Origin of the sequence: Francisella frigiditurris, from assembly GCF_001880225.1 — a bacterium.
Lineage (GTDB): Bacteria > Pseudomonadota > Gammaproteobacteria > Francisellales > Francisellaceae > Francisella > Francisella frigiditurris.
The window spans coordinates 1209901-1236749 of sequence record NZ_CP009654.1 but is presented as its reverse complement, the minus strand read 5'-3'; the positions used below and the strand labels follow the sequence as shown (position 1 = coordinate 1236749).

The following is a 26849-nucleotide window of genomic DNA, read 5'->3' as shown; positions in this document are numbered from 1 at the left end:
AATGTTATTAGAAATAAAAGATTTACATGTAAATGTAGCAGGTAAAGAAATTCTAAAGGGTCTTAACTTAAAGGTTAATAAAGGCGAAGTCCATGCAATCATGGGACCAAATGGTGCTGGAAAAAGTACTTTAGGTAATGTGTTAGCTGGAAAAGAAGGATATGAGATAACAAAAGGCTCTATTAAGTTTAATAACAAAGATATAAAAGATCTTGGCATATCTGAGAGAGCTGCTGCTGGAATATTTCTAAGCTTGCAGTATCCAATTGAGATACCAGGAGTTAGTAATGTTCAATTTTTAAAGACTGCTCTTAATAGTATAAAAAAAGCTAATGGAGAAGATGAGGTTGATGCTATTTCTTTTATGAAAAAATTAAAAGAAAACATGAAAACTTTAGAGATCGATCAAAAGTATATGAGTAGAGGTGTTAACGAAGGTTTCTCTGGTGGAGAGAAAAAAAGAAACGAAATGCTTCAGCTTATGATGCTTGAGCCTAAATTAGCTATTCTTGATGAAACAGATTCTGGCTTAGATATTGATGCTTTACAGATAGTTTCTAAAGGTGCTAATAGTATGAGATCTCCAGACAGAAGTTTTCTAGTTATCACGCATTATCAAAGACTTTTAAATCATATACAGCCAGATTTCGTACATGTTCTAGCTGATGGAAAAATTGTTAAAACTGGTGATAAAAACCTAGCTCTTGAACTAGAAGAGAAAGGTTATTCTTGGTTAAATAGCTAAAAGGTTGTGAAATGCTAATAGATAAAAATATGTTACCAACTACAAAGCAAGAGAGTTGGAAATATACAAATATTGCTAGTATCTATCAAAAAAATAATATTGAAGAAATTTTAATAGAATCAGATGCTACAAAGGATTATCTTAAAAACTTTAAATTTGATACTAATGAAAATGTAGTTGTTATTTTAGATGGTGTTTTAGCTATAGATTATAATAACAAACTTAATCATATCTCTAAGTTAGAATTTAATGAAGATAATAGAGATATGTCTAAGATAGCAAAAGATAATGCAAAGTCTTTTTGTATAAATATACCTAAGGATACAAAAGAAGATCTTAGTCTAATTTTTATAAATACGGAATATGCAAAAAATAAGTTAACTAATGTTGCTTTAAAGTTAGATGTTGAAATGTTTTCAAATATAAATCTAGATATTGATTATGTTAATTTAACTAATGATTCGGCTTTAAATTTATTTTTAGATATTGATATAGCAGAGTCAGCTAAAGTAACTTATACAAATAATTCTGATAATCCTAATAATAAAGATTTTATTATTACAGCTAATTACTTAATTAACTTTGCAGAAAATGCAGAGTTTAATGGTTTTTGTATCCTTAATAAGGATCATCTTCTAAGGAAAGATATTGTTGTTAACCTAAATGAGTCTTATTCAAGGTTTGATCTACGTGGACTTTATTTATTATCAGATGTTGCTTGTGCTGATGTGTGTTGTTTAGTTAATCATAAAGCTTCAGATACTTATAGTAATGTTAACTTTCGTGGAGTTGTAAATGGCTCTTCAAAAGCTTGGTTTAATGCAAAAGCTATAGTGCATGAGAAAATTAAAGGAATACAAGCTTATCAAAATAATAAGAATGTCCAGTTAAGTAAAAAAGCAGAAATAAACACTAAGCCGGAATTAGAAATTCTTTCTGATGATGTGATATGTACTCATGGAGCAACTATTGGTGAATTAGATAAAAATGCTTTGTTTTATTTACAATCAAGAGGGCTGTCTTTGATAGAAGCTCAACACATGCTTCTTGAGAGTTTTATAAAATCACAAATAACGTCAGATGATCTCTTAATAGGTGATAGTCAAAAAGAAGAATTTCTAGACTCTTTAGAAGATATTATTAAGTCTATTCTTTAATATTTTCTTCCTTTACTTACTTCAAATAGCCATAATTAATTAAATAGATATTTAAGGTTCATAGAAATGAAGTTTAAGAAAATAATTACTGTAATATTTATGGGTACAGCTATAGTTAGCTGCTCAAATATAGAAGATAATATTTTCTCTCCAAATAATACAACGACTTTTGATAAAAATTATGAAAGTCAGATTGATGAACTTTTAGATTCTATGACGCTTGATGAAAAATTAGGGCAATTAAATCTACTAGATTCAGGTGATATTACTACTGGTGAAGGGGCAAATTCTAATGTAGCAAAACTTATTGAGGAAGGAAAAGTTGGAGGAATATTAAATCTCACTTCAGCTGAAAAAATCAATAAAGCTCAAAAAATTGCAGTTGAGCAAAGTAGATTACATATACCATTATTAATTGGTTTAGATGTAATACATGGGTATAAAACCACATTCCCTATTCCACTTGGTTTATCTTCAACATGGAATATCGATTTGATTGAAAAAACTGCAAGAATTGCAGCTACTGAAGCAAGTGCTGATGGTATTAATTGGGTATATTCCCCAATGGTTGATATATCTAGAGATCCTAGATGGGGCAGGGTAGCAGAAGGAAGTGGAGAAGATCCTTATTTAGGTAGCCTCATTGCTAAAGCTATGGTCAGAGGATATCAAGACAATGATCTTAGTCTGAACAATACAGTAATGGCTTGTTTTAAACATTTTGCTTTATATGGGGCTGTGGAGGCTGGTAGAGATTATAATACGGTAGATATGAGTAAAGTTCGTATGTATAACGAATATTTTCCTCCTTATAAAGCAGCTGTAGAAGCAGGGGCTGGCTCAGTAATGGCAGCATTTAATGATATAAATGGTGTTCCTGCGACAGAGGATAAATGGCTACTAACAGATGTATTAAGAAAAGAGTGGGGCTTTAATGGCTTCGTTGTAACTGATTATACAGCTATCCCTGAAATGGTAAATCATGGCGTTGGAACTGATCTACAAGATGTTTCTGCTCTAGCATTAAAAGCTGGTGTAGATATGGATATGGTAGGACAGGGTTTTATAAAAACTCTTAAAAAGTCTCTAAAAGAAGAAAAAATTTCTATTGATGATATTAACTTAGCTGTCAAAAGAATATTACAAGCAAAATTTGAATTAGGCTTGTTTAAAGATCCATATAAGTATAGTAATGATAAGAATAGAGCAGAAAAAGAAATCTTTACAAAAGATAATCGTACTTTTGCAAGACAAGTTGGTTCTGAATCAGCAGTTTTACTAAAAAATCAAAATAATCTTCTTCCTTTAGCAAAAAAAGGAACTATCGCCATAATAGGACCTTTAGGAAATAACTCTGTAAACATGGCTGGAACGTGGAGTGTTTCTACAGATCAATATAAGTCTATTTCTCTATTGGATGGTGTCCGTGAGGTTATTGGTGATAAAGCTAAAGTTCTTTATTCAAAAGGAAGTAATTTATCCTATGATGAAGAGTTTGAAAAAAATGTAACTATGTTTAACAAGCCTATTCCTAGAGATAATAGAACAGATAAACAATTACTTGATGAAGCGGTAAAAATTGCTGAGAAATCTGATGTTATTATTGCAGCTTTAGGAGAATCTGCTGAAATGTCTGGTGAAAGCACTAGTAGGGTAGATATTGAAATTCCTAAGGCTCAAAAAGATTTATTAAAAGCCTTATTGCAGACAGGTAAGCCAGTTGTATTGGTTTTATTTACTGGTAGACCTTTAGTTTTAGTTGATGAGGCTACAACAGTACCTGCTATTTTAAATGTTTGGTTCCCAGGAAGTGAAGCTGGTCTATCTATAGCAGATGTATTATTTGGTGATGTAAACCCATCTGGTAAATTAACAATGTCATGGCCAAGAGATGTTGGTCAAATACCTATCTACTATAATCATAAAAATACTGGTAGACCCTTAAGTAAAGATGATGGCAAGTTTGAAAAGTTCCATTCTAATTATTTAGATGTACCTAATGATCCACTTTATCCATTTGGTTATGGTTTGAGTTATACAACTTTTAAAATTAGTAAACCAGAACTTAGTAAAAACAGTATTGGACCTAATGATAAACTAGTTATAACCACTGAGGTAACTAATACTGGAAACTATAACGGTGCCGAAGTAGTACAACTATATATCCACCAAAAAGTTCGTTCGATAACACCGCCTGTAAAAGAGTTAAAAGGATTTAAGAAAATATTTTTGAAAAAGGGTGAAACTAAAACGGTAAAATTTGTAATTTCTCCAGAAGATCTAAAATTTTATAATAATGATTTAGAATTTGTGTATGAGCCAGGAGAGTTTGAATTATTTGTTTCAGATAGTTCTGACCATAAATTTACAAATACATTTTCTCTAACAAAAGAAGAAGATAACTAGACCTTTATTATTATCTATATTCATATAAACTTATCTCTATTATTTTTATTAAAAAATAAATCCTTTATATGAAAGATTCAAAATATTTTCTATACTCAACTAAAGCAACATCTGCACACATAGATCCAAACAAACATATAAACAACATTATATATTTACAATGGATGCAAGATGCAGCTGTGGAGCATGTGAAACATAATAGAACTTTTGATCTAATACAATCATTAGGATTAACATGGTTTGCAAAAACACATCATATAGAATATATGTCTCAAGGTTTTTTAAATGATGAAATTATAGTTGTCACATGGGTAGAAAATTTAACAAAAATTTCTACTTTAAGAAAATATTCTATATATAGGAAAAGTGACAAAAAACTTCTCTGTAAAGGAGAGACTCTTTGGATAATGATAAATATAGAGAAAAGTAGACCAACTAAAATTCCTCAAAATATTATAGATGTATTTCATAATATAGATGATGCTAATATAGAAGATCTTAGTAGCTTAATATAAAAGAGCAATATCTTATTTATAGAGGAGTATCGCCAACCCATTCTAATTTTAATTCTTCAATCTCTGGAATATATTTATAGAGCATAATACCATCACCATTAGCTTGCGCCATCACTAAGCGATGTGTTTCTACTGATGTATCAAAAAGAATATTATATCCCCCAGTTATAGGATAAGCTTCATTGTCATTTTGATAATTGCCAAACATAGAGTCTAGAGGAGCTTTAACTAAAGGTAAGTATTTATCTGAATAGAAAACTAACTTTTTTTGTCCCCAATTAAATCTACTCGGAGAAAATATAGTTGCTAAAAGATAAGGCTGATTAACCCCTTTAAGAGTAGCTATAATTTTATCATTATCAATAAATTTAAAGTTTGTTAGTCCTTTAAAGAAAGAAGTTTTCTTACTACCGTCGAGCATATATGAAACATTCTCAACACTTTTTGGATAATAGAACCCTTTATCTGAAACCTCTCCTGTTTCTAAATTATATTTTATTCCTGAATATTGCTGATCAACGGCATATACATGTTTACCATTTGGATCGACATCTTTCATTGTTTGACCAATATTTTCAACTATTGTAACTTGATGTTTTGCACCATCTTCTTTTAAGATTTCATTTATATCAAATATCCAAAGTTCACCACCACTTGTAGTTACTATTACTTTATCCTGAGCAGGTGTAAATATCGGAACATAAGGACTATAAATGGTTTGATCTTTACCACCATAAGTATATTTTATTGGATCTTTTTCTTTTATTTGTTGAATAACGATATTTCCCTGATCATTTGAGCCAACGTATATTGATAAATCTGTACTTACACTATTTGGTCCTTTAGTTTTAAATTTAGTATCAAATTTCTTAATAAGTTTCTGAGTCTTTGCATCAATAATATAGACAATGCCATCTATATCTTGATAAATAAAATCATCACTTTTATCTATAAAGTTAGCACTATAAGGATTAGTTTTTTTGTTATTTACTTTTTTAGCAGTTTTATTCTCTAAGTCATATAAATAAACATTTTTGTCATCATTTGAACTGACAGCATATTTGCCATCATTTGATATGGCTAAAGAAATTGGTTTAGCATCGGATATACTAAAAGCAGAAAATCCTAAGAGTAAAAAAAATATTTTTTTTATGTTTGACACGTTATTTTATTTATTTCACTAATCTTTTAAAAATTATAAAGTATTGAGGAGCTAAAATTAATTAAAAACTATAAAAGTATATTTATTTAAGTTTTTAAAATGGTTAACAAGTATGTAGAATTTAAATTAAACTATTTCTAGAATTAAATTTAGTGAAAAAAATCATACCGTCTTATTTTTACACTCTATTAATAATCTTCTTTATCTTTAGTATCCCTCAAATTTCTAATGCGCTTGAAACTACAAGCAAAGGCTATGTTACTGATGATGCTAATCTTTTTTCAACTGGTCAATTTTCAATACTTAGCTCTTCATTAAAAAGTTATTATAAAAAAAAGAATATAAGTATAAAAATAGTCACCAAAAAAGACTTAAAAATAGCAAATAAACATGAACTTGATGAATATCTAAATGATTTATACAAACAGGAGTTTTCTAATACTGATAAAGGTATATTAATCCTCTTTACAGATTCTTTTTTTATAAAAGCTAATAATGATCTTCTTTCAAGAAGTGATATTGTCTGGACAACTATGGCTTTTTATACAGAATATAACCAAAGTAAAAACCTTGTTTATAAAAGTATGGTTGATGCTTTGAATAAATTAGGCAGTATATTAACTAACTCATTAGTAGTTTCTAATAAAAGTAATCCAACGCCAGATTTTTATCCGTATGGAATAACTGAAAAAGATCTTCCTGATATGACTTTTGAGGTTATTTCAGATAATGCTTATATTTTTAATAGTCAACAACGACATATTCTAAAGAGGATATTAAGTCATAATAGCTTTCAAAAAGATGAATCCTTTAAAATACTTACTATAGATTCTTTGCCAGCCAATCTTTCTCTAGAAGAATATTCTAATATGGTTTTCAAAAAGAGCCGTATCAAGAAGAGAGACACAATTATGATAATAATTGTTAAAGATTCGAATTTGGCTAGCATCACAGTAAGCCCTCTCTTAGCAGGATGGCTACCTCAATCTTTTACAGATGAAATTATCTCTACAATTATTGAACCAAGTCTTAAGAAAAATGAGGGTGCTCTAGGAATTGTTGATGCTGTAGATGAAATGACTCTAAAACTAGATGGTTCAAAATTAATCTCTAAAAATGATAGTGACCAAAATTCTTACCACTCATCCTATGCTAACAATTTTGATATTGATGATATTTTTTATAAAACTCCAACAATAAAACATCTTGTCACAGATGAAGGAGGCTTTTTTAATACTTCACAAATAGACTCTTTAGCAAAAAATCTAGAGAATTATGAAAAGAAAACTACTAATCAAATAGTCATTTACACTATAAAGAAACTACCTTCTAATATATCTCTCGAAGTTTATGCAAATAAATTATTTAATCAAAATAAAATAGGAGTTGAAGGACATGATAATGGAGTTTTATTACTATTAGTAAAAGATAATAGAAAAGTAAGATTAGAGATAGGTACAAAATTAGAGCCATATCTGACTGATACGCTATCCAGTCGTATTATTTATGATGTTATAACTCCGAATTTTAGAGATGGATATTATTATGAAGGAAGTTTAGAAGCTATTGATAAAATCGAAAGCATTTTAGATGGTAATAACGTTAGTTTTGCTCCTAAACCTCTCCAATATAAAGCTGGCTATTATGTATTGTTAATACTACTCTTTTTAATACTTTTATCTATAAGTTTTTATTTTTACCAAAAGTTCTTAGCTAAAGTAGCTGGAGTATATGCTAAATACACTGGCTCTGAATATGGTGGAAAGCTACTGTACTTATTGTCTCTAGCTTCTGTAGCTGCTTGTATAATTATTATAAATCTTGCTATATTTAAGGTTTTCAATAATAACATTATTAATACTATATTCGATGTTATTTTCTCTGTGGTTGCAGGTTTTATTTTTCTTCTTTTAATGGCAAAAGCAAAAAAAGATGTTTATAACATGAACTCTTTAATATCTCCTATTGAATTTGGAAATAATTTTGGAAGGCTAAAAATAGTAAGCAACCTTATTGTAAATAATATATATAGGTTAAAAAATAAAAAACATTTTTCTGAGCTTTGGTATCAATATGCAAGCACATTAAATGCCGCATTAGAGCAATTTAAAGATATTACTCTTACTTATGATGAAGCTGCTGAAATGATAAATAAAAAGTATGCAGAATATCATAAAACAAAGCTTAATACATTTAACTTTCTTATTGAGTTTACTCAAGCTGAAGATCAAATATCATTTAGATTTATAGTTATCGATATTTTTGCTAATAATAACTATCCTCTTGTATCTGAATATAATGTAAATATTGCTAAAGAAGATATAGAAAATAGCCAAAATTGGAAAATTGAAAAAACTGCAACAATAACCAATAATCATAAGTTTAGAGAAATCATTACTATCAACTCAACTGATACAGCTCTTCTAGCTAGGCTTGATTTTAGCAAAAATGGTCAGAGTAGCTCATCATATCATAGTGGTGGAGGTGGCTCTTATAGTGGCGGTAGCTCAAGTAGTGGCGGCAGTTTCCGAGGAGGAGGGGGCTCATCTAGAGGTGGTGGAGCTAGTGGTAGTTGGTAATAGACCTCTCTAACATTGTAAAAGATACTACGATACTCTATTATTTAATAATTACTAGTCGGTTCAGAAACTTATTATGACACCAAGTTCTTTTTTATCAATTATCATTTTTTCACTATTTATAATCATATTTGGTGTAATACTTCTGTTTATTATAAAAGCCTTTATCTCGATGTATAATCAGCTTGTTAACAGTAAACAAATAGGCTTGCAAACTTGGGCAGATATAGAATCAAGCTTACAGAAAAGGCTAGATATTGTTCCAAATCTTGTAGAAACTGTCAAAGGTTATGCCTCACATGAGAAAAGTACCTTAACAGAAGTTCAAGAGCTTAGAAGTCAATCATATGCAACGAAAGTTTCTAGTCCTGAACAAATAAAAGACTTTTTAAATAATCAAAATCAGCTTAGTTCAGCTTTGGCAAAACTCATGGCTGTTACTGAAAACTATCCAAATCTTAAAGCGGATCAAAATTTCCTAAGCTTACAGCAAGAGCTCTCAGGAATTGAGTCAGAAATCTCTATAAAAAGAGATCGTTATAATAGTGCTATTCAAAGCTTTAACAGTCTTTTACTTAGTTTCTTCGGCAAAATAGTAAATGCTATTATGTTAAAATATCAAGAAATGCCATATTTCCAAGCAGATAAACAAGCAAATCAGCCACCTAAGGTTTCTTTTTAAGAAAAAGGTAAATTTACAAAATGAGTAATAAAATACAAAAAGAAACTTCTATTTCACTTTCAACACTTTTTATTGGGCTACTAGCTTTCTTTGGTGTTATCATTTTGTTGATTAGTATAGTAACTATTGTAAACTACAACAGCTTAGTTAATAGTAAACAGGCTGTAATGAGAGAAATGGGAAATATTGAGTCGGCTATACAAAGAAGGGCGGATTTACTACCTAATTTAGTTAAAATAGTAAATCAGTATGCTAAACATGAAAAAGAAACTTTAGCTAATATCCAACAACAAGCGAAATCTAAAGAATATTCTACCCTACCAGTAGGTCATGATAATGTTAATTTTTTAGCTGAAAAACAACAGCATGTAAATAATACAATAAATGAATTATTAGCTGTTAGTGATAGGTATCCAAATTTAAAATCTAGTGATAATTTTATTACTTTACAGTCTCAACTAGAAGGTAGTGAGAATAGAATAAACATCTCAAGAATCTATTATAATGAAGCTGTTGCAGACTATAACTCTAAACTTTATGGCTTTTTTGGCTCTATGATAAATGAGTCTTTTTTACATTATAAGCCCGCTAGTTATTATAAGGCTAATGAGAGGGCTAATGATTATAGCGGTGTTGATTTTAGCTAATTTATTATATCACCAAAGTTAAATTCATAATTTTTAGCTGCCTTACAAAAACTAGATCTTGATGCGCTAAAAAACATACTTAATTTATCAGTTCCACAAAGGTAAGCATAGTTTTCCAATTCTTTTACTTCAGTCCTAGTTCCCCAAACACATATCCCTGGGCTAGAACCTGGAGCAGCACCTCTACATACTTGAGTTTCCTTCTTATGAATAAATTTTAAGCCACCGCCGCCAAACAGTGGCTCTATACTTACAGCTCCTTGTGCATTTTTTAACTGTAAATTATCCATATCATCGAAACCTGTAGTATATTTCATATTTTCTATATAATCTGGAGACGTATAGATATCTAGAAAAGCTGTAGAGATATAAAACTCTTGTTTAGCATAATCAGCATAGGTTAAAGTATATTGGCCATTAAAATATGTAACTTGCCCATTTGACCCTAAAATATAATATTCTGGAGAAGTTACTAAACTACTCAAATGATCAACTTCAACAAATATAAAATCACTTTTTTTAGGTGTACTCCATGGAAAACCATCACCAATCGTAACTTTAGCTAACTTATTAAAATCACCCTTATAATAATTAAAAATATTTACATAATATGTCTTATCATTTACTGAAATTATTAGATAAATGAATTTTTTATTATTTCTAAAAGCAGATATTTCAACTTTTTTACCATTTCTATCACTACAAACTATATTTTTAACATAAAATGGAAAACTATTATCTTGACCATAGATTTCATTAAGTTTAGCAACTTTTCTTATTATTTCAGAATTCAGCTGATTACTGCATTTTTCAAAAATTTTAGTATGTTTATTTCCTTCAGAAGTTCCCGCAATAGCTAAATTATTAAAACAAAGAGCTAAAGCTGAAATATATAATACTTTTTTAATAATTTTGCTCATATGTCCCTCTAATTTAATAATAAAGCCCATTTTTTAGTTTTTTCTAAGTCTTCTGTAAAAACACTTGAGTATGTATATGAATAATCTTTTGATTGTTTTGTCGTAATTTCAATTCCTTCAATTTCTCCATTATTTGAAGTAAGGAGGGCGATAGGAGGTAAATCTTGTATATATTTTGAAGAAATTAGTTTTACAGTATTTAAGTTACCAGTAAAGTATATTTTCTTAAGTTCATCATAGGAAAGTTTTGCTGTGATTTCATGCATATTGCTAGTATTTACTGTATTAATAGTTATTACAGTTGGAACACCTGAAGATATATTATGCTTATAACAAAAATTATCTTTATCACATATATATAAGTTATAAATATCTACTTTAAATCCATCAAATCCATTATCTGTTTTTTTATCATCATAATAAATATGACTTATATTATTGAAAAAATCTTTTCTTAAAGTTTTTTTTTGCTCCATATTATTAAGTGATGCAAAGCTAACTTGTTGACATAATATTAAAATTAAAAAAAGTTTTATAATTTGTTTCATAAACAAAAAAGAGGATAGTATATTAGGTAGACTTTAACATAGATAAGTATGTAAAACCAACGTAATGGGAATTATATTCCAGTTACATCAGTATTCGCATAATATATATTATGTTAAATTACATATTTAATAATTTAAACATCCCAGCCCTATTTCTGAATACTTAATTATCCTATATCTGTTTGTTTAATTTTATTAACTTTTCTATAACACTTTCACTTGCTGGCAAAATATTATATTTATTTAAATCATAAATATTTACTAATTTTAATTTTTGTCCTTCTTTAGCTTTAGGCAAACCTTCATATTTTGTTATAAGATAAAATTCTAAGAAAATATGTATATTATATTTATTTATATAATCTTTTTTTTCTAGAAGTTCTAATTCTTGAGCTATTATCCCTACTTCTTCAAAAATCTCTCTTTTAATACATTCTTCATAGCTTTCATTTTCTTCTACTTTACCCCCTGGAAACTCCCAGAATCCAGAATATGTCTGATGTGCCTGTCTTAAACTTAGATAGACTTTAGAGCGTTCTTCATTTAGAATAATTCCTATACTTGCTTTAATCATAATAAAGCTTTTTTAAAATTAAATTGTGGGGTTCATTATAGCATGTTTAGTAATCACAAAAGTGAAGTTTTAGTTGCTACGCCTCTTATTAAAAATGATCTAGTTTTTTCTGAATCTGTTATATATTTATGTCAAAATGACAAATACGGGGCTATGGGTCTTATAGTAAATAAACCTTTGCCTGAATGTTTGAGAGATGTTTTTAAAGAGCTTAAGATTGACTATTCTAATACCTTTGAAGAAGTTTTAGAGCAACCTGTTTATATGGGCGGACCTATCAGTCCAAATAAGATTCTTATATTGCATTCTGTTCATAATACACATCAATATGATTCTACTATCAAATTATCTGATGGATTAGCAATTACAGCCTCTGTAGATATATTAGAAGATCTTGCAAATAATATTTTGCCTGAATATTTTCTGCCAGTTTTAGGTTACTCATGTTGGACATCAGAACAACTAAGTGATGAAATCAAAGCTAATGATTGGCTTATTACCAATAAAATAAATAAAAAAGTCATGTTTCATTTTGAAAATACTGACAAATGGGAAAATCATGTTGAAGCATCTGGTTTAAGCTTAGCTAATTTTGATAAAATATTTAATCATATAGGTCATGGGTAAAAGATGTTTAATACTCTTTTAGCTATAGACTATGGCAAATCAAGAATAGGAATAGCTAGTGGGCAAATGATAACTCGCACAGCATCCCCTGTTGGCACTGTTCCTGCTTATGATGGAACTCCAGATTGGTATGAACTTGATAAAGTTATAAAAAAATGGAATCCAAGTGATATTATTATAGGTCTTCCATTAGATGCTTATGGTTTTGAAACAGATATAACTAGAGAAGCAAAGCTTTTTTCTAGAGCTGTTCAAGAAAGATATGCTGATAAAAAGATACATTTAATAAATGAAGCATACTCAACTCGTGAAGCAAGATCTCGATTAGAAGCCGTAAAAAATAAAAAAGTTAATCATATTAAAGTTGATGCTATTGCGGCATGTGTCATTTTAGAAACATGGATGTCTGAAAACTAGATATTTTGTTTATTTTGGCTTAAAATTAAGCCACTTATTTTTTATAAAATTTTCAATTATAGGTTCTTATATTTCCAATGAATGAATATAACTTTAGTCAAATAGAAAAAGCAGCTCAAAAATATTGGCAAGAAAATAAAAGTTTTGAAGCAAAAGAAAACCCTGATAAAGAAAAATTCTATTGCTTATCTATGCTACCCTACCCTAGTGGCACACTACATATGGGACATGTCAGAAACTATACAATTGGTGATGTGATAGCAAGATATCAAACTATGCAAGGCAAAAATGTTCTTCACCCTATGGGTTGGGATGCTTTCGGATTACCAGCAGAAAACGCTGCGATAAAACATAAAAAATCTCCTTATGAATGGACAAAAAGCAATATTTCTCATATGAAAGATCAGCTTTCTTCTTTAGGATTTAGCTTTGATTGGTCTAGAGAGATAGCTACTTGTGATGAAGATTACTATAAATGGGAACAATGGTTCTTTATACAACTTTATAAAAAAGGTTTAGCGTATCGTAAAAACTCTGTTGTTAACTGGGATCCTGTTGATCAAACAGTCTTAGCGAATGAGCAAGTTGTTGATGGTCGTGGTTGGAGATCTGGTGCTTTAGTTGAGAAAAAAGAGATTCCTCAATGGTTTCTAAAAATTACAGATTATGCAGATGAATTATTGAATGATATTCAAAAGCTTGAAGGCTGGCCTGAAGCTGTAAAAACTATGCAAACAAATTGGATTGGTAAATCTAAAGGCTTAACTGTTAAATTTAATCTAAAAGATTCTAATGAAGTTTTAGAAGTATTTACTACAAGACCAGATACTTTAATGGGGGTTAGCTATTTAGCAATTGCTCCTGAGCACCCTCTTGCTTTAGAGCAGGCAAAAATAAATTCAGAAATAAATAATTTTATAGAAGATTGCAGACATACTTCTACTATGGAAGCTGATCTTTCCACTCAAGAGAAGAAAGGTATTAAGACCTCTTTAAAAGTTATTCACCCTATTTCTAATGAAGAAGTTGATGTTTGGATAGCGAATTTTGTACTTATGGGATATGGTACTGGAGCAGTTATGTCTGTACCAGCTCATGATCAGAGAGATTGGGAATTTGCTCAGAAATATAATATTCATTTAAAGCAAGTTATTGAATCAGAAGATAAGAATATAAAGATAGACTTAACAAAAGAAGCTTTCACAGAAAAAGGCGTTCTTATTAATTCTGGCGAGTTTAATGACCTAAACTTTAAAAAAGCTTATCAAGCTATTAAAAAATATTTATTTGATAATAATAAAGGATATGAAACGACTAACTTTAGAATCCATGATTGGGGCATTTCTCGTCAGAGATATTGGGGTTGTCCTATTCCTATGGTTCATTGTGATAGTTGTGGAATTGTCCCTGAAAAAGAAGAAAATCTACCTGTTAAGCTACCTACTAATGTAACCTTGACAGAAGCTGGCTCTCCACTTAAAACCATGTCAGAGTTTCTAGAAACTTCTTGTCCAAAATGTGGGAGTAAAGCTACTCGTGAAACAGATACTTTTGATACTTTTTTTGAATCATCTTGGTACTATGCCCGATATACCTGCCCTACTGCTAATAAAATGCTAGATAACGAGGCAAATTATTGGCTACCTGTAGATAAATATATAGGTGGAATTGAACATGCTATTATGCATCTTTTATATGCTAGGTTTTTCCATAAATTAATGCGTGATGAAGGATTAGTAACTAGTAGTGAGCCATTTACAAATCTTCTAACACAAGGCATGGTTCTAAAAGATGGCGCAAAGATGTCTAAATCAAAAGGTAATACTGTAGATCCTCAAGAACTTATAGACAAGTATGGTGCAGATACAGTTAGACTATTTAGTATGTTTGCTGCTCCTCCTGAACAATCTTTAGAATGGTCTGATACAGGGGTTGAAGGAGCTAATAAATTTTTAAGAAAAGTTTGGAATTATGCCCAAATGAATAAAGATATATTACCATCAAATATAAGTTTAAATAATTTATCAAAATCTGATAAAAAAGCTCGTTATGAAATATATTCAAACTTAAAACAAGCAATCTTTGATTTTGATAAAAGTCAATTTAATACTGTAGTTTCTGCATGTATGAAAATATTAAATACTTTAAATGATTATGATGATACATTATCAGAGAATGTTAAAGCAGAAGGTTTATCTATACTTTTAAGAGTTATGTCTCCGTTTACTCCACATATTTCTCATCAATTATGGCAAGAATTAAATTTTGGTGAAAATATATTAATCTCAGAATTTCCTAAAGTTGATGAAGATGCATTAGAAAAAGATGATTTTTTACTTGTCGTACAAATAAATGGTAAAGTAAAAGCTAAACTTGAATTAGCATCATCATTATCTAAAGAAGAAATAGAAAAAGAAGTTTTAACTCAAGATACTATAAAAAATTCAATAAATGATAAACATATTGTTAAGATTATTTATGTTCCTCAAAAATTGATGAATATTGTAACTAAGTAAAGGATAAAGAAAAATAATATGACAAAAAATTATCTTAAAAATCTTATAGCTGTTTTTATTATGTCAATCATACTTATTAGTTGTGGTTTTCATCCAAGAGGTGTCGGCGGTGATGGTCCACAGATTAGAGGTATAAAATTCTACATTAATACAAATAATTTTAATGAATATGCAAATAGCTTAATTCGTACACTCAGAAGTTCTAGAGCGCAAATAGTTAATAATCCTAAAGATGCACAATATGTAATTAATTTACAAAATGTTAATAAAGGAAGTCAATTAACAAGTGTAGTTGGTGGAGCATCAAATAATACTTATTTATTAAGCTTAACGGTCTCATATAATGTAGTCATACCTGTTGAAAATACTGAACAAAGCAATAATACTGAACAAAGCAATAATACTGAGCAAAGCAATAATACTGAGCAAAGCAATAATACTGAGCAAAGCAATAATACTGAGCAAAGCAATAATACTGAGCAAAGCAATAATACTGAGCAAGACAATAATACTGAGCAAGACAATAAAGATAATATTAAAGTAATAGAAATTATTCCTAATAAGACTATAAGTGCTCAACAATATTGGCAAAGTAACTCTGGTATGCAATTAGCTCAGAATGCTGAAGCTAATAGAGTTTATGATAATTTACAAACTACTGTAACAAATAATATGATTACTCAAATAGCTACTTTACTACCTAATACTAATGGGACGAAAGCTTCTTCTCCAATTAGTAAAAGAAAACGTTAATAATGTATGTATATAGAAGTTATAACAACTAATACCTTAGATTCCCAACAAGCTGAGAAATTAAATATTGATAGAATAGAGCTGGTAGAGAATTTAAAAGTTGGTGGATTAACTCCAAATATAGATATAATTTTATCAGTTTGCAACTCAGTTAACATTCCTGTAAATGTAATGCTTAGATCTCATGCTAATAGCTTTACTTATAGTAATGAAGATATGTCCGTAATGTTAAAAGACTTAGAAAAAATAAAAAAAACTAAAGCTAATGGCATCGTATTTGGATGTTTAGATAAGAATGGTGATATTGATGAAGAAAAGTTAAAAATAATAATAGATAAAAAAGAACATCTTGATCTAACCTTCCATAGAGCTATAGACGAAACACATGACTATTTTAAAGCACTAAAAACATTAACTAAATATGATATAAAAACTATTCTTACATCAGGACATCATAAGTCTGCATTAGATGGAAAAGATAATTTAATAAAAGCAAAAAATATTTTATTAGGCTCAAATATACAGCTTCTTGCTGGTGCTGGACTTAAAGAATCAAATATATTTGAATTTATTAAAAATACTAAAATCTCTGACTTACATCTTGGTTCTGGAGCTAGGTTAAATAATGTTTTTGAGAATGATTTCAATAAATATTTTCTAAAAAAGCTGAAATATTAAACTATTCATAAACATCCCTTAACTTATATAGTAGGTTTCTATATAATTTAACTTATTATGCAAGCTTGCATTATATAGAAATGAAAAAGACTTTACTTCTGCTACTAACGCCAATAATTGCAATGTGCGTTCTTTCTTTTGGAAATGGTTTCTTTACAACCTTTTCTACAATAGAGCTTAATAGTATGGGGCATTCTCATATAGCTATAGGTATAATCTCGGCAGCATATTTTCTAGGTTTAACTGCTGGACCCTATTTCTCTCAATATACTATTGTAAGAGTAGGATATATTAGAGCATTTTCTTTATTTGCATCTGCAATGGCAATAAGTACTTTACTATTAGGTATCTTTAAAGGAATGGTCGTATGGATGATTTTAAGGTTTATATGTGGTTATTCCTTGGCAGCCTTATTTGTAATAGTTGAAAGTTGGTGCTTATTATCTACAGATAAAAAAAGCAGAGGGACTATCTTTTCAATATATTTATTTATATATTATGGAACTCAAGCTTTTAGCCAATTAATGCTAAATTTCCATTTTAGTGATTTATTATTAGCATACTGTTTTGTTTCTACTTTATGTAGTGTATCCATTATTTTTATGTGCTTTACAAAAACAGTAGCTCCAGCTCCAGCTTCTGAAGAAGTAAATTCTCCTATGAAGATTATAAAAGCAGTACCTTTAGGAATGATTGCTGGATTTACTGGAGGAATTCTTTTAGGATCTATTTATTCAATGTTACCTTTATTTTTAATAAATGTATCAAATGATCAAAATATAGTATCCATTATTATGATGACTACCTTATTAGGAGGAATGTTACTTCAAATACCTATTGGTAAAATATCGGATATGATTGATAGAAGACTTGTCATGTTAATCGTTAGTATTAGTCTTGTAATCGCCTCTTTACTAGTATGTATTTTTTATCATGTGTTACCAATACTTATAATAGTTATGTTTTTATTTGGCGGAGGAGCATTTGTAATATATCCATTAGCAATAAGTCACTCTAGTGATTTTTTAGAAGAAGATCAGATATTAAATGCAATTGGTCTAATTACAATATTTTATGGATTAGGATCGATATTGGGTCCAATTATTATTTCTATATTTACAGATGTTATAGGAAGTATAGGATTTTTCATTATAATAGGAATTGCTTCTACTTTGCTATCTTTATATATTCTTTATAGATTACGTGTTAGACCTAAATCTTCAGAAGAAGAGACTTCTCAATTTACAATAGTTACACCAGAAAGTGCAACATTTAGTGAAGCTCAAGAGATTGTATCTGATAGATTAGTAGAATCTTAAAGAACTAAGTATCTAGCTCTTATTCCTTCGATTGCATCTTTATACGCAATATTCATCTCTTCTCTTGAACCAATACCTTGACTAATTTGATGAAGTTTACCATCCTTAATACCATAAATAGCTGAATGAATAGTAAAATTAAACCCTTTATTCCAAGCAGTTTTAACAACTGTTGTTTTACATAAGTTAATTGCTTGATGTAAAGCATTTAGCTCACACATAATATCAACCATAGCACTTTCATAGAGCTCTTTATCATGTTTTAAATGTTCTAAAGTTTTTTCTATAAGCTCTATATTTTTCTCTTTAATTTCCTGAATTGATGTTAGCCAATTATCTATAAGCCCAAACTGTCTGCATTTAACAATAGTTTCTACTCCACCACAAGAGTAATGTCCACAGACAATTATTTTTTTAACTTTTAAAACTTCTACTGCATATTGAAGTACAGAAAGACAATTCAGATCTGTTAATGAAACTATATTTGCTACATTACGATGAACAAAAACATCCCCAGGTATTAAGCCACATATTTGGTTTGCAGGGACTCTACTATCAGAACATCCTATCCATAAATATTCTGGAGCTTGGCCTTTTGATAAAGTATTAAAAAATTCAGGGTCAACTTCTTTTATATTCTTTGCCCATTTTCTATTACCTTCTAATAGTTCTTTAATATCACTCATCATAATCTCCTCTTTAAAGCTTAAAAAATCCATACTATTTTAGTATAGTTTTTAAGAAAATCAAATTTTTAAACACCTTATGGAATAGTAACCTCTCCTTGCAAACTTATATTAAAAGCTTTTTTTATTTCATTTTGAGAGGTTTCTTTTCGACTAAGTAAATAAAATAGTTTTCCAAGAGCTGCTTCATCTGTCATATCATATCCAGAAACAACACCAGCATCAACTAATCCGTTTGAGGTTTTATACGCACTCATTTTCACACTTCCGTACATACATTGAGTACAATTAACAATAACAACCCCTCTATCATTAGCCTTAGCTAATATTTTATGAACACTAGGATCATTAGCCATATTCCCAGCACCATAAGTTTTTAAAATAAGGCCTTGTAAAGGTGGTTCTAAAATTGTTTCTAAAATATCATACTCCATACCTGGGAAAATACTTAACATAGCTATTTTAGGAATTTCCAAGTTCCTTTCTAAAGACGCTATAGTAGAATCTGGTTGACGAGTCCATAATCTTTTTTCTTTAAGATTTAGGTCTATTCCAACATATGCTAATGATGGATAGTTTGGGGAAAGAAAAGCATCAAAACCAGTGGCATCTGCTTTTGTTGTTCTATTTCCTCTTCTTAGCTTATGATTAAAATAAACACATACTTCTTTAATCTTATCACTACATGCAAAAATAAGACTATTTAATATATTAAATGTTGCATCAGATCTAATTTGTGAAATAGGTATTTGTGATCCAGTCACTATAACGGGCTTTTGTATTTCTCCTAGCATAAAAGATAATACGGATGCGGTATAAGCTAATGTATCTGTACCATGTAAAATAACAAAGCCATCATAATCATTATAGTATTTAATAATATCAGATACTAAAGTGATCCAGTTGTTAGGCTTAATGTTTGATGAGTCTATAAGTACAGGATACTCTTTAATAACAAATTGAGGCATATTATAGTCATAAAAATTCCGAATTCCATCAATTGTTTTTGTGAGATATCCTTCTTCAACATCATACCCTCTATCAGTACTAACCATACCAATAGTTCCACCTGTATATAATATTAATATTTTTTTATGACTTAAATTTTCCATTTAAAACCTTCTATTTTAATAATTTTTCAATTGCTTTATTTGCTAAAGCATCTGCTCTTTCATTACCAGCATCACCACTGTGTCCTTTAACCCAGGACCATTTCACATTATGTAAATTAACTAAATTACTTAGCTCTTCCCATAGATCTTTATTTTTTACAGGTTTATTAGCTTTGGTTTTCCAATTATTTTTTATCCAGTTAGGCATCCATTCTAAAATACCATTCTGTAAATATTTTGAATCTGTATATATTGTTATATCACATCTTCTTTTTAATGTTTTCAATGTGTTAATAGCTGCTAGAAGTTCCATTCTATTATTAGTAGTTTCTTTCTCTGCACCATACAACTCTTTTACATTACCTTTATACATAAGCAAAGCTCCCCAGCCTCCTACGCCAGGATTTCCTTTACATGCTCCATCTGTATAAGCTATAACGCAATTCTCACTCATAATAATTTTCTCTTAAATCTTTACTGCCTCAGTAACTTCTGAGGAAACTATAGTAGAATCCAAATCAAAGTGTTTACTTTTCTTGAAAAAAGCTACAAACTCTCGCGTCGTTAATTTTTTTATATTATTTAAAATAATATTATCGCTACAACTAATAGGAATCAATTTATCATTAATAAATCCATTCGATATAGCTTTAGGCAATAATTCAGCAGCAAAACACCCTTTTGTACTTACAATAACAAGATCTCCATCATCTGCTAAACAAAAATGTACTTGCTCTAGAATTTCTTTAAATCGTTTTTTATATGTAAAAATAATGTCATCTAATATTATTAGGTCAAAATATTTTAAAGAAAAAGGCCATGCATCTATATCAAATACACACCCTCTTATTGGTTCTTCTGTTATAAAACCTGAGACAAAAGCTTTATTTAATGCTTTAAGTTTATCAAAATAGCTATCTTGCTTAGCTGAAATAACAAGTATTCTTTTATACCATCTATTTTGTAAAGTTCTTAAAATTACTTGTTGCTTTGCCATAATATTTTATAAAACTAGCCTATTAACTCTCTCATCCTTTCAAAATAATCAGGACAAGTTTTTGATACTGCTTCTGATTTATCTATAATTATTCCTTCTTGTTTTAAGCCTAATAAAGCCAAGGACATTGCTATTCTATGGTCATTATGACTATAAACCTCACCTGCTCTTAATTTACTTCTAGCTGGAGAAATTAATATAGTATCTTTAGTAGTTTCAACATAAATTCCCAATTTTTTAAGCCCTTCTTCTATTGCGGCAACCCTATCTGACTCTTGTCCTCTTGTATGAGTTAAACCAGATATATGAGTATCAGAATCAGCAAAACAAGCTATAATTGATAAGGTCATAAAAGTATCTGAAAAGTTTCTCATATCGATATTTATACCTTTTAAAGTATTTGTGCCAATTACTTCTATTCCATCACTCTCATAATTAACTTTACAGCCCATTGCTTCTAATGCTTCTACAAATTTTATATCTCCTTGTTTGGAATTTTTAGAAACATTCATTACTTTGACTTTAGAATTTGTTATAGCAGCAACTGCCCAAAAATAAGATGCTGTTGAAACATCAGGCTCTATTACATATTCATTTTGTGCTATAAAGGTTGATTTCTCTATTTTATAAACATTTCTATCTACGGCAACCTTTACTCCAAACTCTGCCATCACTTTTGCTGTCATTTCTAAATATGGTTGCTTATGGTCAGATAATGATTCTAACTCTAATCCTTTGTCCATATATGCCCCAGCCATTAATAACCCTGAAGCAAACTGACTACTTTTAGCACCATCAATCTTAATCTTACCACCAAGTAGTCCATTAGCATGGATAGTCATTGGTAAAGACAATTCATGATGTTCATAGCTGACATTCATTCCAAGTTCTACTAAAGCACTTAGCTGATCAGACATGGGCCTTTCCATCATTCTTTTTGTTGCGTAAATATAATAATTACCAGATTTCTGTACTGCGCACATTGGAGTAATAAACCTAGTCAAAGTACCAGATTCATTACAAAATATTTTTGCATCTTTATTTTGAAAACTCCCAGCTAATCCTTCTATTTTTAAAGTTTTTCTTTCTTGAGAATGTTCAACATTAAATCCAAACTCTTTTAAAGCATTAACACATGCTAGAACATCAGCACTATTAGGGAGATTTTTTATCTGTGAAACTCCATTAGCCATAGCTGCAATAATTAATACTCTATTTGAAATACTCTTTGAACCATCTAAATGTACTTTTTTATTTATATTACTATTTGATATAGGTATAAAATTTTTCATTTTAATATTAGTACTAAAAGTTATATGACTATATTAGCATAATTAGTTTTAGATTAGTCTATATAATTAAGTCCGATTTTTAATAGCTTTTTTTAGTTTTATTAAGGCTTCCTCTTCTATTTGTCTAACCCTTTCTGCTGAAATATTATATTTTTTTGCTAAATCTTGTAGCGTTGCTTTTTTCTCAATAAGATATCTAGATAGAATAATATCTTTAGTTCGGCTATCAAATCCCCCAAGAACATCTTTAATCACAGTTTTGAAATTATCATAATAATCTTGCTGTACAATCTGATGTTCAATATTTGATGATTTATCTTCTAGATACAAACTTTCTTGATTATTCTCTTGTCCATCATCATTTTGATATGGTAAGTCTAAACTAGTGTCACCTTGACACATTCTTTTTTCCATCTCAATAACTGTTTCTTCTTTTACTCCAAGTTCTTCAGCTATTTCTTTCACGTCTTGATTATTTAACCAGCCTAGTTTATCTTTACTGCTTCTTAGATTAAAAAATAGCTTTCTTTGTGACTTAGTTGTTGCAACTTTAACTATCTTCCAATTTTTAAGCACATAATCATGCATTTCAGCTTTTATCCAATGAACTGCAAATGAAACTAGCCTAACTCCTTGATCTGGATCAAATTTACTTACCGCCTTCATTAATCCAATATTTCCTTCTTGGATCAAATCTGCTGTTGATAGTCCATAACCTGAAAAGCTTCTAGCAATTTTGGCAACAAATCTTAAATGAGCCAAAACTAGTTTTTGTGCGGCATCAATATCTTTTTCATGCCTATACTTTTGAGCTAATTCATATTCTTCTTTTTCAGATAAAATAGGAAGCTTGTTAATATAACTTAAGTAGCCTGATAAATTATTATCTGATACTACAGGTAGAGTCTTTGTTTTAACGGGTAAAAATTTTTTATCACTGCTCATTGTTTAACCTTTGAGAAGTAAGATATTTATAGAATTAATATTAATAGCGCCCCTGACTTAATCTATTTATTTGTTGTTGTTGCGCTTGCAATATAGAAACAAGTTCTTTTTGCATATTAACAATTTGTATTTCTAATTGCTCTATTCTTTTATCTTGTGAATGCATATGACTTATCATTTTTTGAAACATTATCTTCTTTTGATTTTGTTTCATATAAGCTTCTTCAGCCTTCTTAAGCTCTTCCATATTAATCCAACCAGTGTTTCCATTTTCTTGATTTACAATTTCACACCAGCTATTTTCTGTACAATAGAAAACTGTATAGTTTGTATCTGATTTTGGTAATAACTTACTTACTACTTCAGCATCATTAGAGTTTTTAGCATAAATATTTACATAAATTTCTTTATGTTTTTTATCATCTTTACAACTGCTATCTTCAGCTACATTAGAGCTTGCAAAACCATAACTACACACTAAAGCAACTAGCATTAAAGAAAAACTAATTATTTTTTTCACGATATCCCCTACCATATAACTCATAAATATTGAATTTGACCTATACTTTCTCCAAATATAGATCTTCTAAGGGAATTATACATTATTTAATATGCTTTATATAGGGAAAAACCTTAGATATCTTCTAGATTTTTTGAAATTTGTTTTGGTAATAAAGATTCTCTATTAAGACCCAAAGCAACGGCAATTACACCGGCAACGTATATAGAAGAATAAGTTCCAACAATAATACCTAAGATAAGAGCTAATGAAAAGTTATGAACAGATGCCCCACCAAACAAATACAGGATAACTACTACTAGCATAGTAAGCCCTGAAGTCAAAATTGTACGTGATAATGTATCATTGATAGCACTATTAACAACTTCTGTTACAGAAGCTTTACGCATTTTTCTAAAGTTCTCTCTAACCCTATCATAAATAACAACTGTATCATTTAGTGAGTAGCCTATAACAGCTAATATAGCTGCTAATACAGTTAAATCAAACTCTAATTGGAATGCTGCAAAAACTCCTAAAATAACTATAGGGTCATGTAATAAAGCTAAACATGCACTTATTCCAAATTTCATTTCAAACCTAGCGCTTATATAAATTAAAATACATATAAGTGCTAAAAGTATTGCTAAAATTCCGTTGCTTGCTAGCTCTTTACCAACTTGTGGACCAATATAATTTATACTCTGAACATCTCCATTGATTGCTTTCTCAATGTTAGCTTTCATTTCCTGTTGAATAGTTTCAATACTATCTGAACTTGCTTTACTTTCTTGAGGAGGAAGTTTAATTAGAAAACCATTATTCTCACCAAAAGTTGTAATATTAGAATTTTTATACCCAATCTTATCCAGTTCAAAAGTTAGTTCACCAGCAGTTTGTGATTTATTTAAATGAACTTGCATTTGGTAACCACCTGTAAAATCTAGCCCCAAATTAAGTCCTTTTGTAAAAATAAAGAACAAAGATAATATAATTAATATAGCTGAAAAAGCTGTTGTATATTTTTTTATTCCAAGGAAATCTATTTGTGTTTTTTTCTTAAAAAATTCCATTCTTAATCCAGCCTCTTATATACCTATAGAGATTTTTTCTAATTTCTTTCTCTTACCATAAACAAAGTTTGTCATAGCTCTTGAAACTGTAACGGCAGTAAACATAGAAGTTACAATACCTATCATCAGAGTTATAGCGAATCCTTTAACAGCACCAGCACCTATGAAGAAAAGGATTACAGCGACTATCAATGTAGTGATGTTTGAGTCAACAATAGTTGTAAATGCTTTTTCATAACCAATATGTATAGCAGACTGTCTTGGCATTCCTGCTCTTATCTCTTCTCTAATCCTTTCAAAAATAAGAACGTTACCATCTATAGACATACCAAGGTTTAGAACTATACCAGCTATTCCTGGAAGAGTTAAAGTTGCTCCTGGAATAATTGACATAACTGCTACAATCATTAATAGATTAAGTACTAAAGCAATATTTGCAATAATTCCAAAGACTCTATAATAAATAAGTATAAAAACTATAACTGCAACTAATGCTGCAACGATAGAAATCATACCTTTTTCAATATTATCTTTACCAAGACTTGGACCAATTTGTTGTTCTTGAACAATATGTACTGGAACTTGTAATGCACCAGAACGAATCATTAACGCTAGATTATTAGCCTCTTTTTGTCCAAGACCAGTTATTTGAAAATGTGAGCCTAAAGCAGATTGAATGGTTGCAACGTTTATTAATTTTTCAGTTTTATCTATAACTGTTTTATCACTTCCATCTTTATTCTTAACTTTATCGTAAGTTATGTTTACGAGCATAACACCCATAGGGTTGCCAATATTCTTAGAAGTCATCTCTCTAAAATGACTCGCAGCTGTACGGCTTAGTTCAACTTTCACAATTGGTAGACCTGTTTGTTGATCAACTCCAGGATTAGCATTAATAATATCTGCACCTCCAGCAACTGGTAGACCTTTTAAGCTATAGTAACTCTTATATCCTCTGCTATCATTATCTAGTTCATATACTTTATAGCCTTGCTCTTCAGTCGCTAATCTATTAGTAACAGGTTGAACTAAATAAAAATTAGCCGTAGATGTTCCACCAAGAATTTGTTTAGCTTGTGTAGCATCTTGTAATCCTGGAATTTCTATGACTACTCTATTTTGTCCTGCCTGAGCAACAGAAGCCTCTGAAACACCTAAAGCATTAACTCTATTTCTCATTACTGTAACAACTTGAGATATAGCATCCTGCTGAAGTTGTAAAATCTTTGCGCTATCAAAAGTTACATATACTGTTTTTCCTTTAACCATATATGCTATTTGATAATCTTGATTCTTTTTATAATCATTTTTTAAGTAATCAACCAAAGATTGAGCATCATTGTTATTAGCCAACGTAACAGAAAAATAGCCATTTTGTGTATAGCTTTTGGGAACATCTACAGCATTTCCTTTTTCTTCAGCTTTTTTACTATTACTAACAGAAATATTTTTTTCTTTAAGATAGTTTAAAACTATATTCAGTGAGTTGTCTAACTGAGCATTAACTGCTGATTGCGTATCTGCTTCTAACATTAGGTATATACCACCTCTTAAATCTAGACCAAGATTCATTGGAGAAGCACCTAATGCTGTTAACCATGCTGGAGAATTAGATAGCATATTCATAGCTATTACATAATTAGCGCCTAACTCGTCTTTAAGAGCTTTTTTAGCTGATAGTTGATCATCAACATTATTAAATACTATAGAAATATTACTTTCATTATCAGCAATATATGTTTTTTCATAAACTATTTTATCTTTTTTTAGAATGTCTTCTACTTTAGACAAGGTTTGTTCTGTAACATTTGAATCTTTCTCTGAAACCTGCAAGGCTGGATTTTTACCAAATACATTTGGTAAAGCATAGAATAAAGACAATGCTAATATGAATACTATTAATAAATTTTTCCATAATGGAAATTGATTCACTGGAAGAGTTTTATGTTTTGCCATGGAGGATTCCTTCAAACAATAAAAAAGATAAAATGAAGAAT

26 protein-coding genes are annotated in these 26849 nt (G+C 29.6%); 13 read left to right on the top strand and 13 right to left on the bottom strand.

Annotation, left to right across the window (positions count from 1 at the left end):
* The first annotated feature begins 1 nt into the window (after nt 1).
* The 4 genes from sufC to KX01_RS06130 all read left to right on the top strand — a co-directional run bounded on the left by sufC (nt 2) and on the right by KX01_RS06130 (nt 4823).
* Nucleotides 2-745, top strand: coding sequence for a Fe-S cluster assembly ATPase SufC (gene sufC / locus KX01_RS06145; protein ID WP_071664764.1), 744 nt, complete (start codon nt 2-4; stop codon nt 743-745).
* Between the two features lie 11 nt (nt 746-756).
* A complete protein-coding gene (gene sufD, locus KX01_RS06140; RefSeq protein WP_071664150.1) occupies nt 757-1902 on the top strand; it encodes a Fe-S cluster assembly protein SufD in 1146 nt (381 codons plus the stop codon).
* A 66-nt stretch (nt 1903-1968) separates the two neighbouring features.
* Complete coding sequence (gene bglX / locus KX01_RS06135; protein ID WP_071664149.1) at nt 1969-4308, top strand: beta-glucosidase BglX; 2340 nt, start codon at nt 1969-1971, stop codon at nt 4306-4308.
* A gap of 68 nt (nt 4309-4376) precedes the next feature.
* Nucleotides 4377-4823 carry an acyl-CoA thioesterase gene (locus KX01_RS06130; RefSeq protein ID WP_071664148.1) on the top strand — a complete coding sequence of 149 codons (447 nt, stop codon included), beginning with the start codon at nt 4377-4379 and terminating at the stop codon, nt 4821-4823.
* Between the two features lie 16 nt (nt 4824-4839).
* On the opposite strand, the gene KX01_RS06125 is transcribed toward KX01_RS06130, so the two are convergent.
* Nucleotides 4840-5985, bottom strand: coding sequence for a WD40 repeat domain-containing protein (locus tag KX01_RS06125; RefSeq protein WP_071664147.1), 1146 nt, complete (start codon nt 5983-5985; stop codon nt 4840-4842).
* Nucleotides 5986-6137: 152 nt separating this feature from the next.
* Here KX01_RS06125 and KX01_RS06120 point away from each other — a divergent pair, with 152 nt between their 5' ends.
* The 3 genes from KX01_RS06120 (at nt 6138) to KX01_RS06110 (ending at nt 9893) form a co-directional block, all read left to right on the top strand.
* Nucleotides 6138-8564, top strand: a complete 2427-nt coding sequence (locus tag KX01_RS06120) for a TPM domain-containing protein (RefSeq protein ID WP_071664146.1) — start codon at nt 6138-6140, stop codon at nt 8562-8564.
* A gap of 172 nt (nt 8565-8736) precedes the next feature.
* The gene (locus KX01_RS06115) at nt 8737-9246 is read left to right on the top strand and encodes a LemA family protein (RefSeq protein WP_198021089.1); all 510 of its coding nucleotides are present in this window, start codon (nt 8737-8739) and stop codon (nt 9244-9246) included.
* 20 nt (nt 9247-9266) lie between these two features.
* Nucleotides 9267-9893 (top strand): LemA family protein, encoded by a 627-nt coding sequence (locus KX01_RS06110; RefSeq protein WP_083578907.1) that lies wholly within the window; start codon nt 9267-9269, stop codon nt 9891-9893.
* On the opposite strand, the gene KX01_RS06105 is transcribed toward KX01_RS06110, so the two are convergent.
* The 3 genes from KX01_RS06105 to mutT form a co-directional block, all read right to left on the bottom strand.
* Nucleotides 9890-10813: a hypothetical protein gene (locus tag KX01_RS06105; RefSeq protein ID WP_156860382.1), complete on the bottom strand. Its 924-nt coding sequence runs from the start codon at nt 10811-10813 to the stop codon at nt 9890-9892. The genes KX01_RS06110 and KX01_RS06105 overlap by 4 nt on opposite strands.
* 8 nt (nt 10814-10821) lie before the next feature.
* Nucleotides 10822-11361 (bottom strand): hypothetical protein, encoded by a 540-nt coding sequence (locus KX01_RS06100; RefSeq protein WP_071664143.1) that lies wholly within the window; start codon nt 11359-11361, stop codon nt 10822-10824.
* A gap of 172 nt (nt 11362-11533) precedes the next feature.
* Entirely contained in the window at nt 11534-11935 is a 402-nt protein-coding gene (gene mutT / locus KX01_RS06095; protein WP_071664142.1) for an 8-oxo-dGTP diphosphatase MutT, read from the bottom strand.
* A 42-nt stretch (nt 11936-11977) separates the two neighbouring features.
* Here mutT and KX01_RS06090 point away from each other — a divergent pair, with 42 nt between their 5' ends.
* The 6 genes from KX01_RS06090 (at nt 11978) to KX01_RS06065 (ending at nt 18245) form a co-directional block, all read left to right on the top strand.
* Nucleotides 11978-12562, top strand: a complete 585-nt coding sequence (locus KX01_RS06090; protein ID WP_071664141.1) for a YqgE/AlgH family protein — start codon at nt 11978-11980, stop codon at nt 12560-12562.
* 3 nt (nt 12563-12565) lie between these two features.
* Nucleotides 12566-12979: a Holliday junction resolvase RuvX gene (gene ruvX / locus KX01_RS06085; protein ID WP_071664140.1), complete on the top strand. Its 414-nt coding sequence runs from the start codon at nt 12566-12568 to the stop codon at nt 12977-12979.
* A gap of 77 nt (nt 12980-13056) precedes the next feature.
* The gene (gene leuS, locus KX01_RS06080) at nt 13057-15495 is read left to right on the top strand and encodes a leucine--tRNA ligase (protein WP_071664139.1); all 2439 of its coding nucleotides are present in this window, start codon (nt 13057-13059) and stop codon (nt 15493-15495) included.
* Between the two features lie 18 nt (nt 15496-15513).
* The gene (locus KX01_RS06075; protein ID WP_071664138.1) at nt 15514-16248 is read left to right on the top strand and encodes an LPS-assembly lipoprotein LptE; all 735 of its coding nucleotides are present in this window, start codon (nt 15514-15516) and stop codon (nt 16246-16248) included.
* 6 nt (nt 16249-16254) lie between these two features.
* Nucleotides 16255-16926, top strand: a complete 672-nt coding sequence (locus tag KX01_RS06070; protein ID WP_071664137.1) for a copper homeostasis protein CutC — start codon at nt 16255-16257, stop codon at nt 16924-16926.
* Between the two features lie 80 nt (nt 16927-17006).
* Nucleotides 17007-18245: an MFS transporter gene (locus KX01_RS06065; RefSeq protein ID WP_156860380.1), complete on the top strand. Its 1239-nt coding sequence runs from the start codon at nt 17007-17009 to the stop codon at nt 18243-18245.
* Here KX01_RS06065 and KX01_RS06060 read toward each other — a convergent pair.
* The 9 genes from KX01_RS06060 to secD all read right to left on the bottom strand — a co-directional run bounded on the left by KX01_RS06060 (nt 18242) and on the right by secD (nt 26808).
* Complete coding sequence (locus KX01_RS06060; RefSeq protein ID WP_071664136.1) at nt 18242-18931, bottom strand: carbonic anhydrase; 690 nt, start codon at nt 18929-18931, stop codon at nt 18242-18244. The two genes, KX01_RS06065 and KX01_RS06060, sit on opposite strands and share 4 nt — an antisense overlap.
* A 77-nt stretch (nt 18932-19008) precedes the next feature.
* Nucleotides 19009-20043 (bottom strand): asparaginase, encoded by a 1035-nt coding sequence (ansA, locus tag KX01_RS06055; RefSeq protein ID WP_071664135.1) that lies wholly within the window; start codon nt 20041-20043, stop codon nt 19009-19011.
* A 10-nt stretch (nt 20044-20053) separates the two neighbouring features.
* Nucleotides 20054-20497 carry a ribonuclease HI gene (gene rnhA, locus KX01_RS06050; RefSeq protein ID WP_071664134.1) on the bottom strand — a complete coding sequence of 148 codons (444 nt, stop codon included), beginning with the start codon at nt 20495-20497 and terminating at the stop codon, nt 20054-20056.
* A 12-nt stretch (nt 20498-20509) separates the two neighbouring features.
* Nucleotides 20510-21040, bottom strand: a complete 531-nt coding sequence (locus KX01_RS06045; RefSeq protein WP_071664133.1) for a hypothetical protein — start codon at nt 21038-21040, stop codon at nt 20510-20512.
* Between the two features lie 14 nt (nt 21041-21054).
* The gene (gene aroA / locus KX01_RS06040; RefSeq protein WP_071664132.1) at nt 21055-22332 is read right to left on the bottom strand and encodes a 3-phosphoshikimate 1-carboxyvinyltransferase; all 1278 of its coding nucleotides are present in this window, start codon (nt 22330-22332) and stop codon (nt 21055-21057) included.
* A gap of 66 nt (nt 22333-22398) precedes the next feature.
* Nucleotides 22399-23277, bottom strand: a complete 879-nt coding sequence (gene rpoH / locus KX01_RS06035) for an RNA polymerase sigma factor RpoH (protein ID WP_071664131.1) — start codon at nt 23275-23277, stop codon at nt 22399-22401.
* 40 nt (nt 23278-23317) lie between these two features.
* Entirely contained in the window at nt 23318-23797 is a 480-nt protein-coding gene (locus KX01_RS06030) for an SH3 domain-containing protein (RefSeq protein ID WP_156860379.1), read from the bottom strand.
* Between the two features lie 113 nt (nt 23798-23910).
* Complete coding sequence (gene secF, locus KX01_RS06025; protein WP_071664129.1) at nt 23911-24849, bottom strand: protein translocase subunit SecF; 939 nt, start codon at nt 24847-24849, stop codon at nt 23911-23913.
* A gap of 15 nt (nt 24850-24864) precedes the next feature.
* Nucleotides 24865-26808, bottom strand: coding sequence for a protein translocase subunit SecD (secD, locus tag KX01_RS06020; RefSeq protein ID WP_071664128.1), 1944 nt, complete (start codon nt 26806-26808; stop codon nt 24865-24867).
* Nucleotides 26809-26849: the final 41 nt, after the last annotated feature.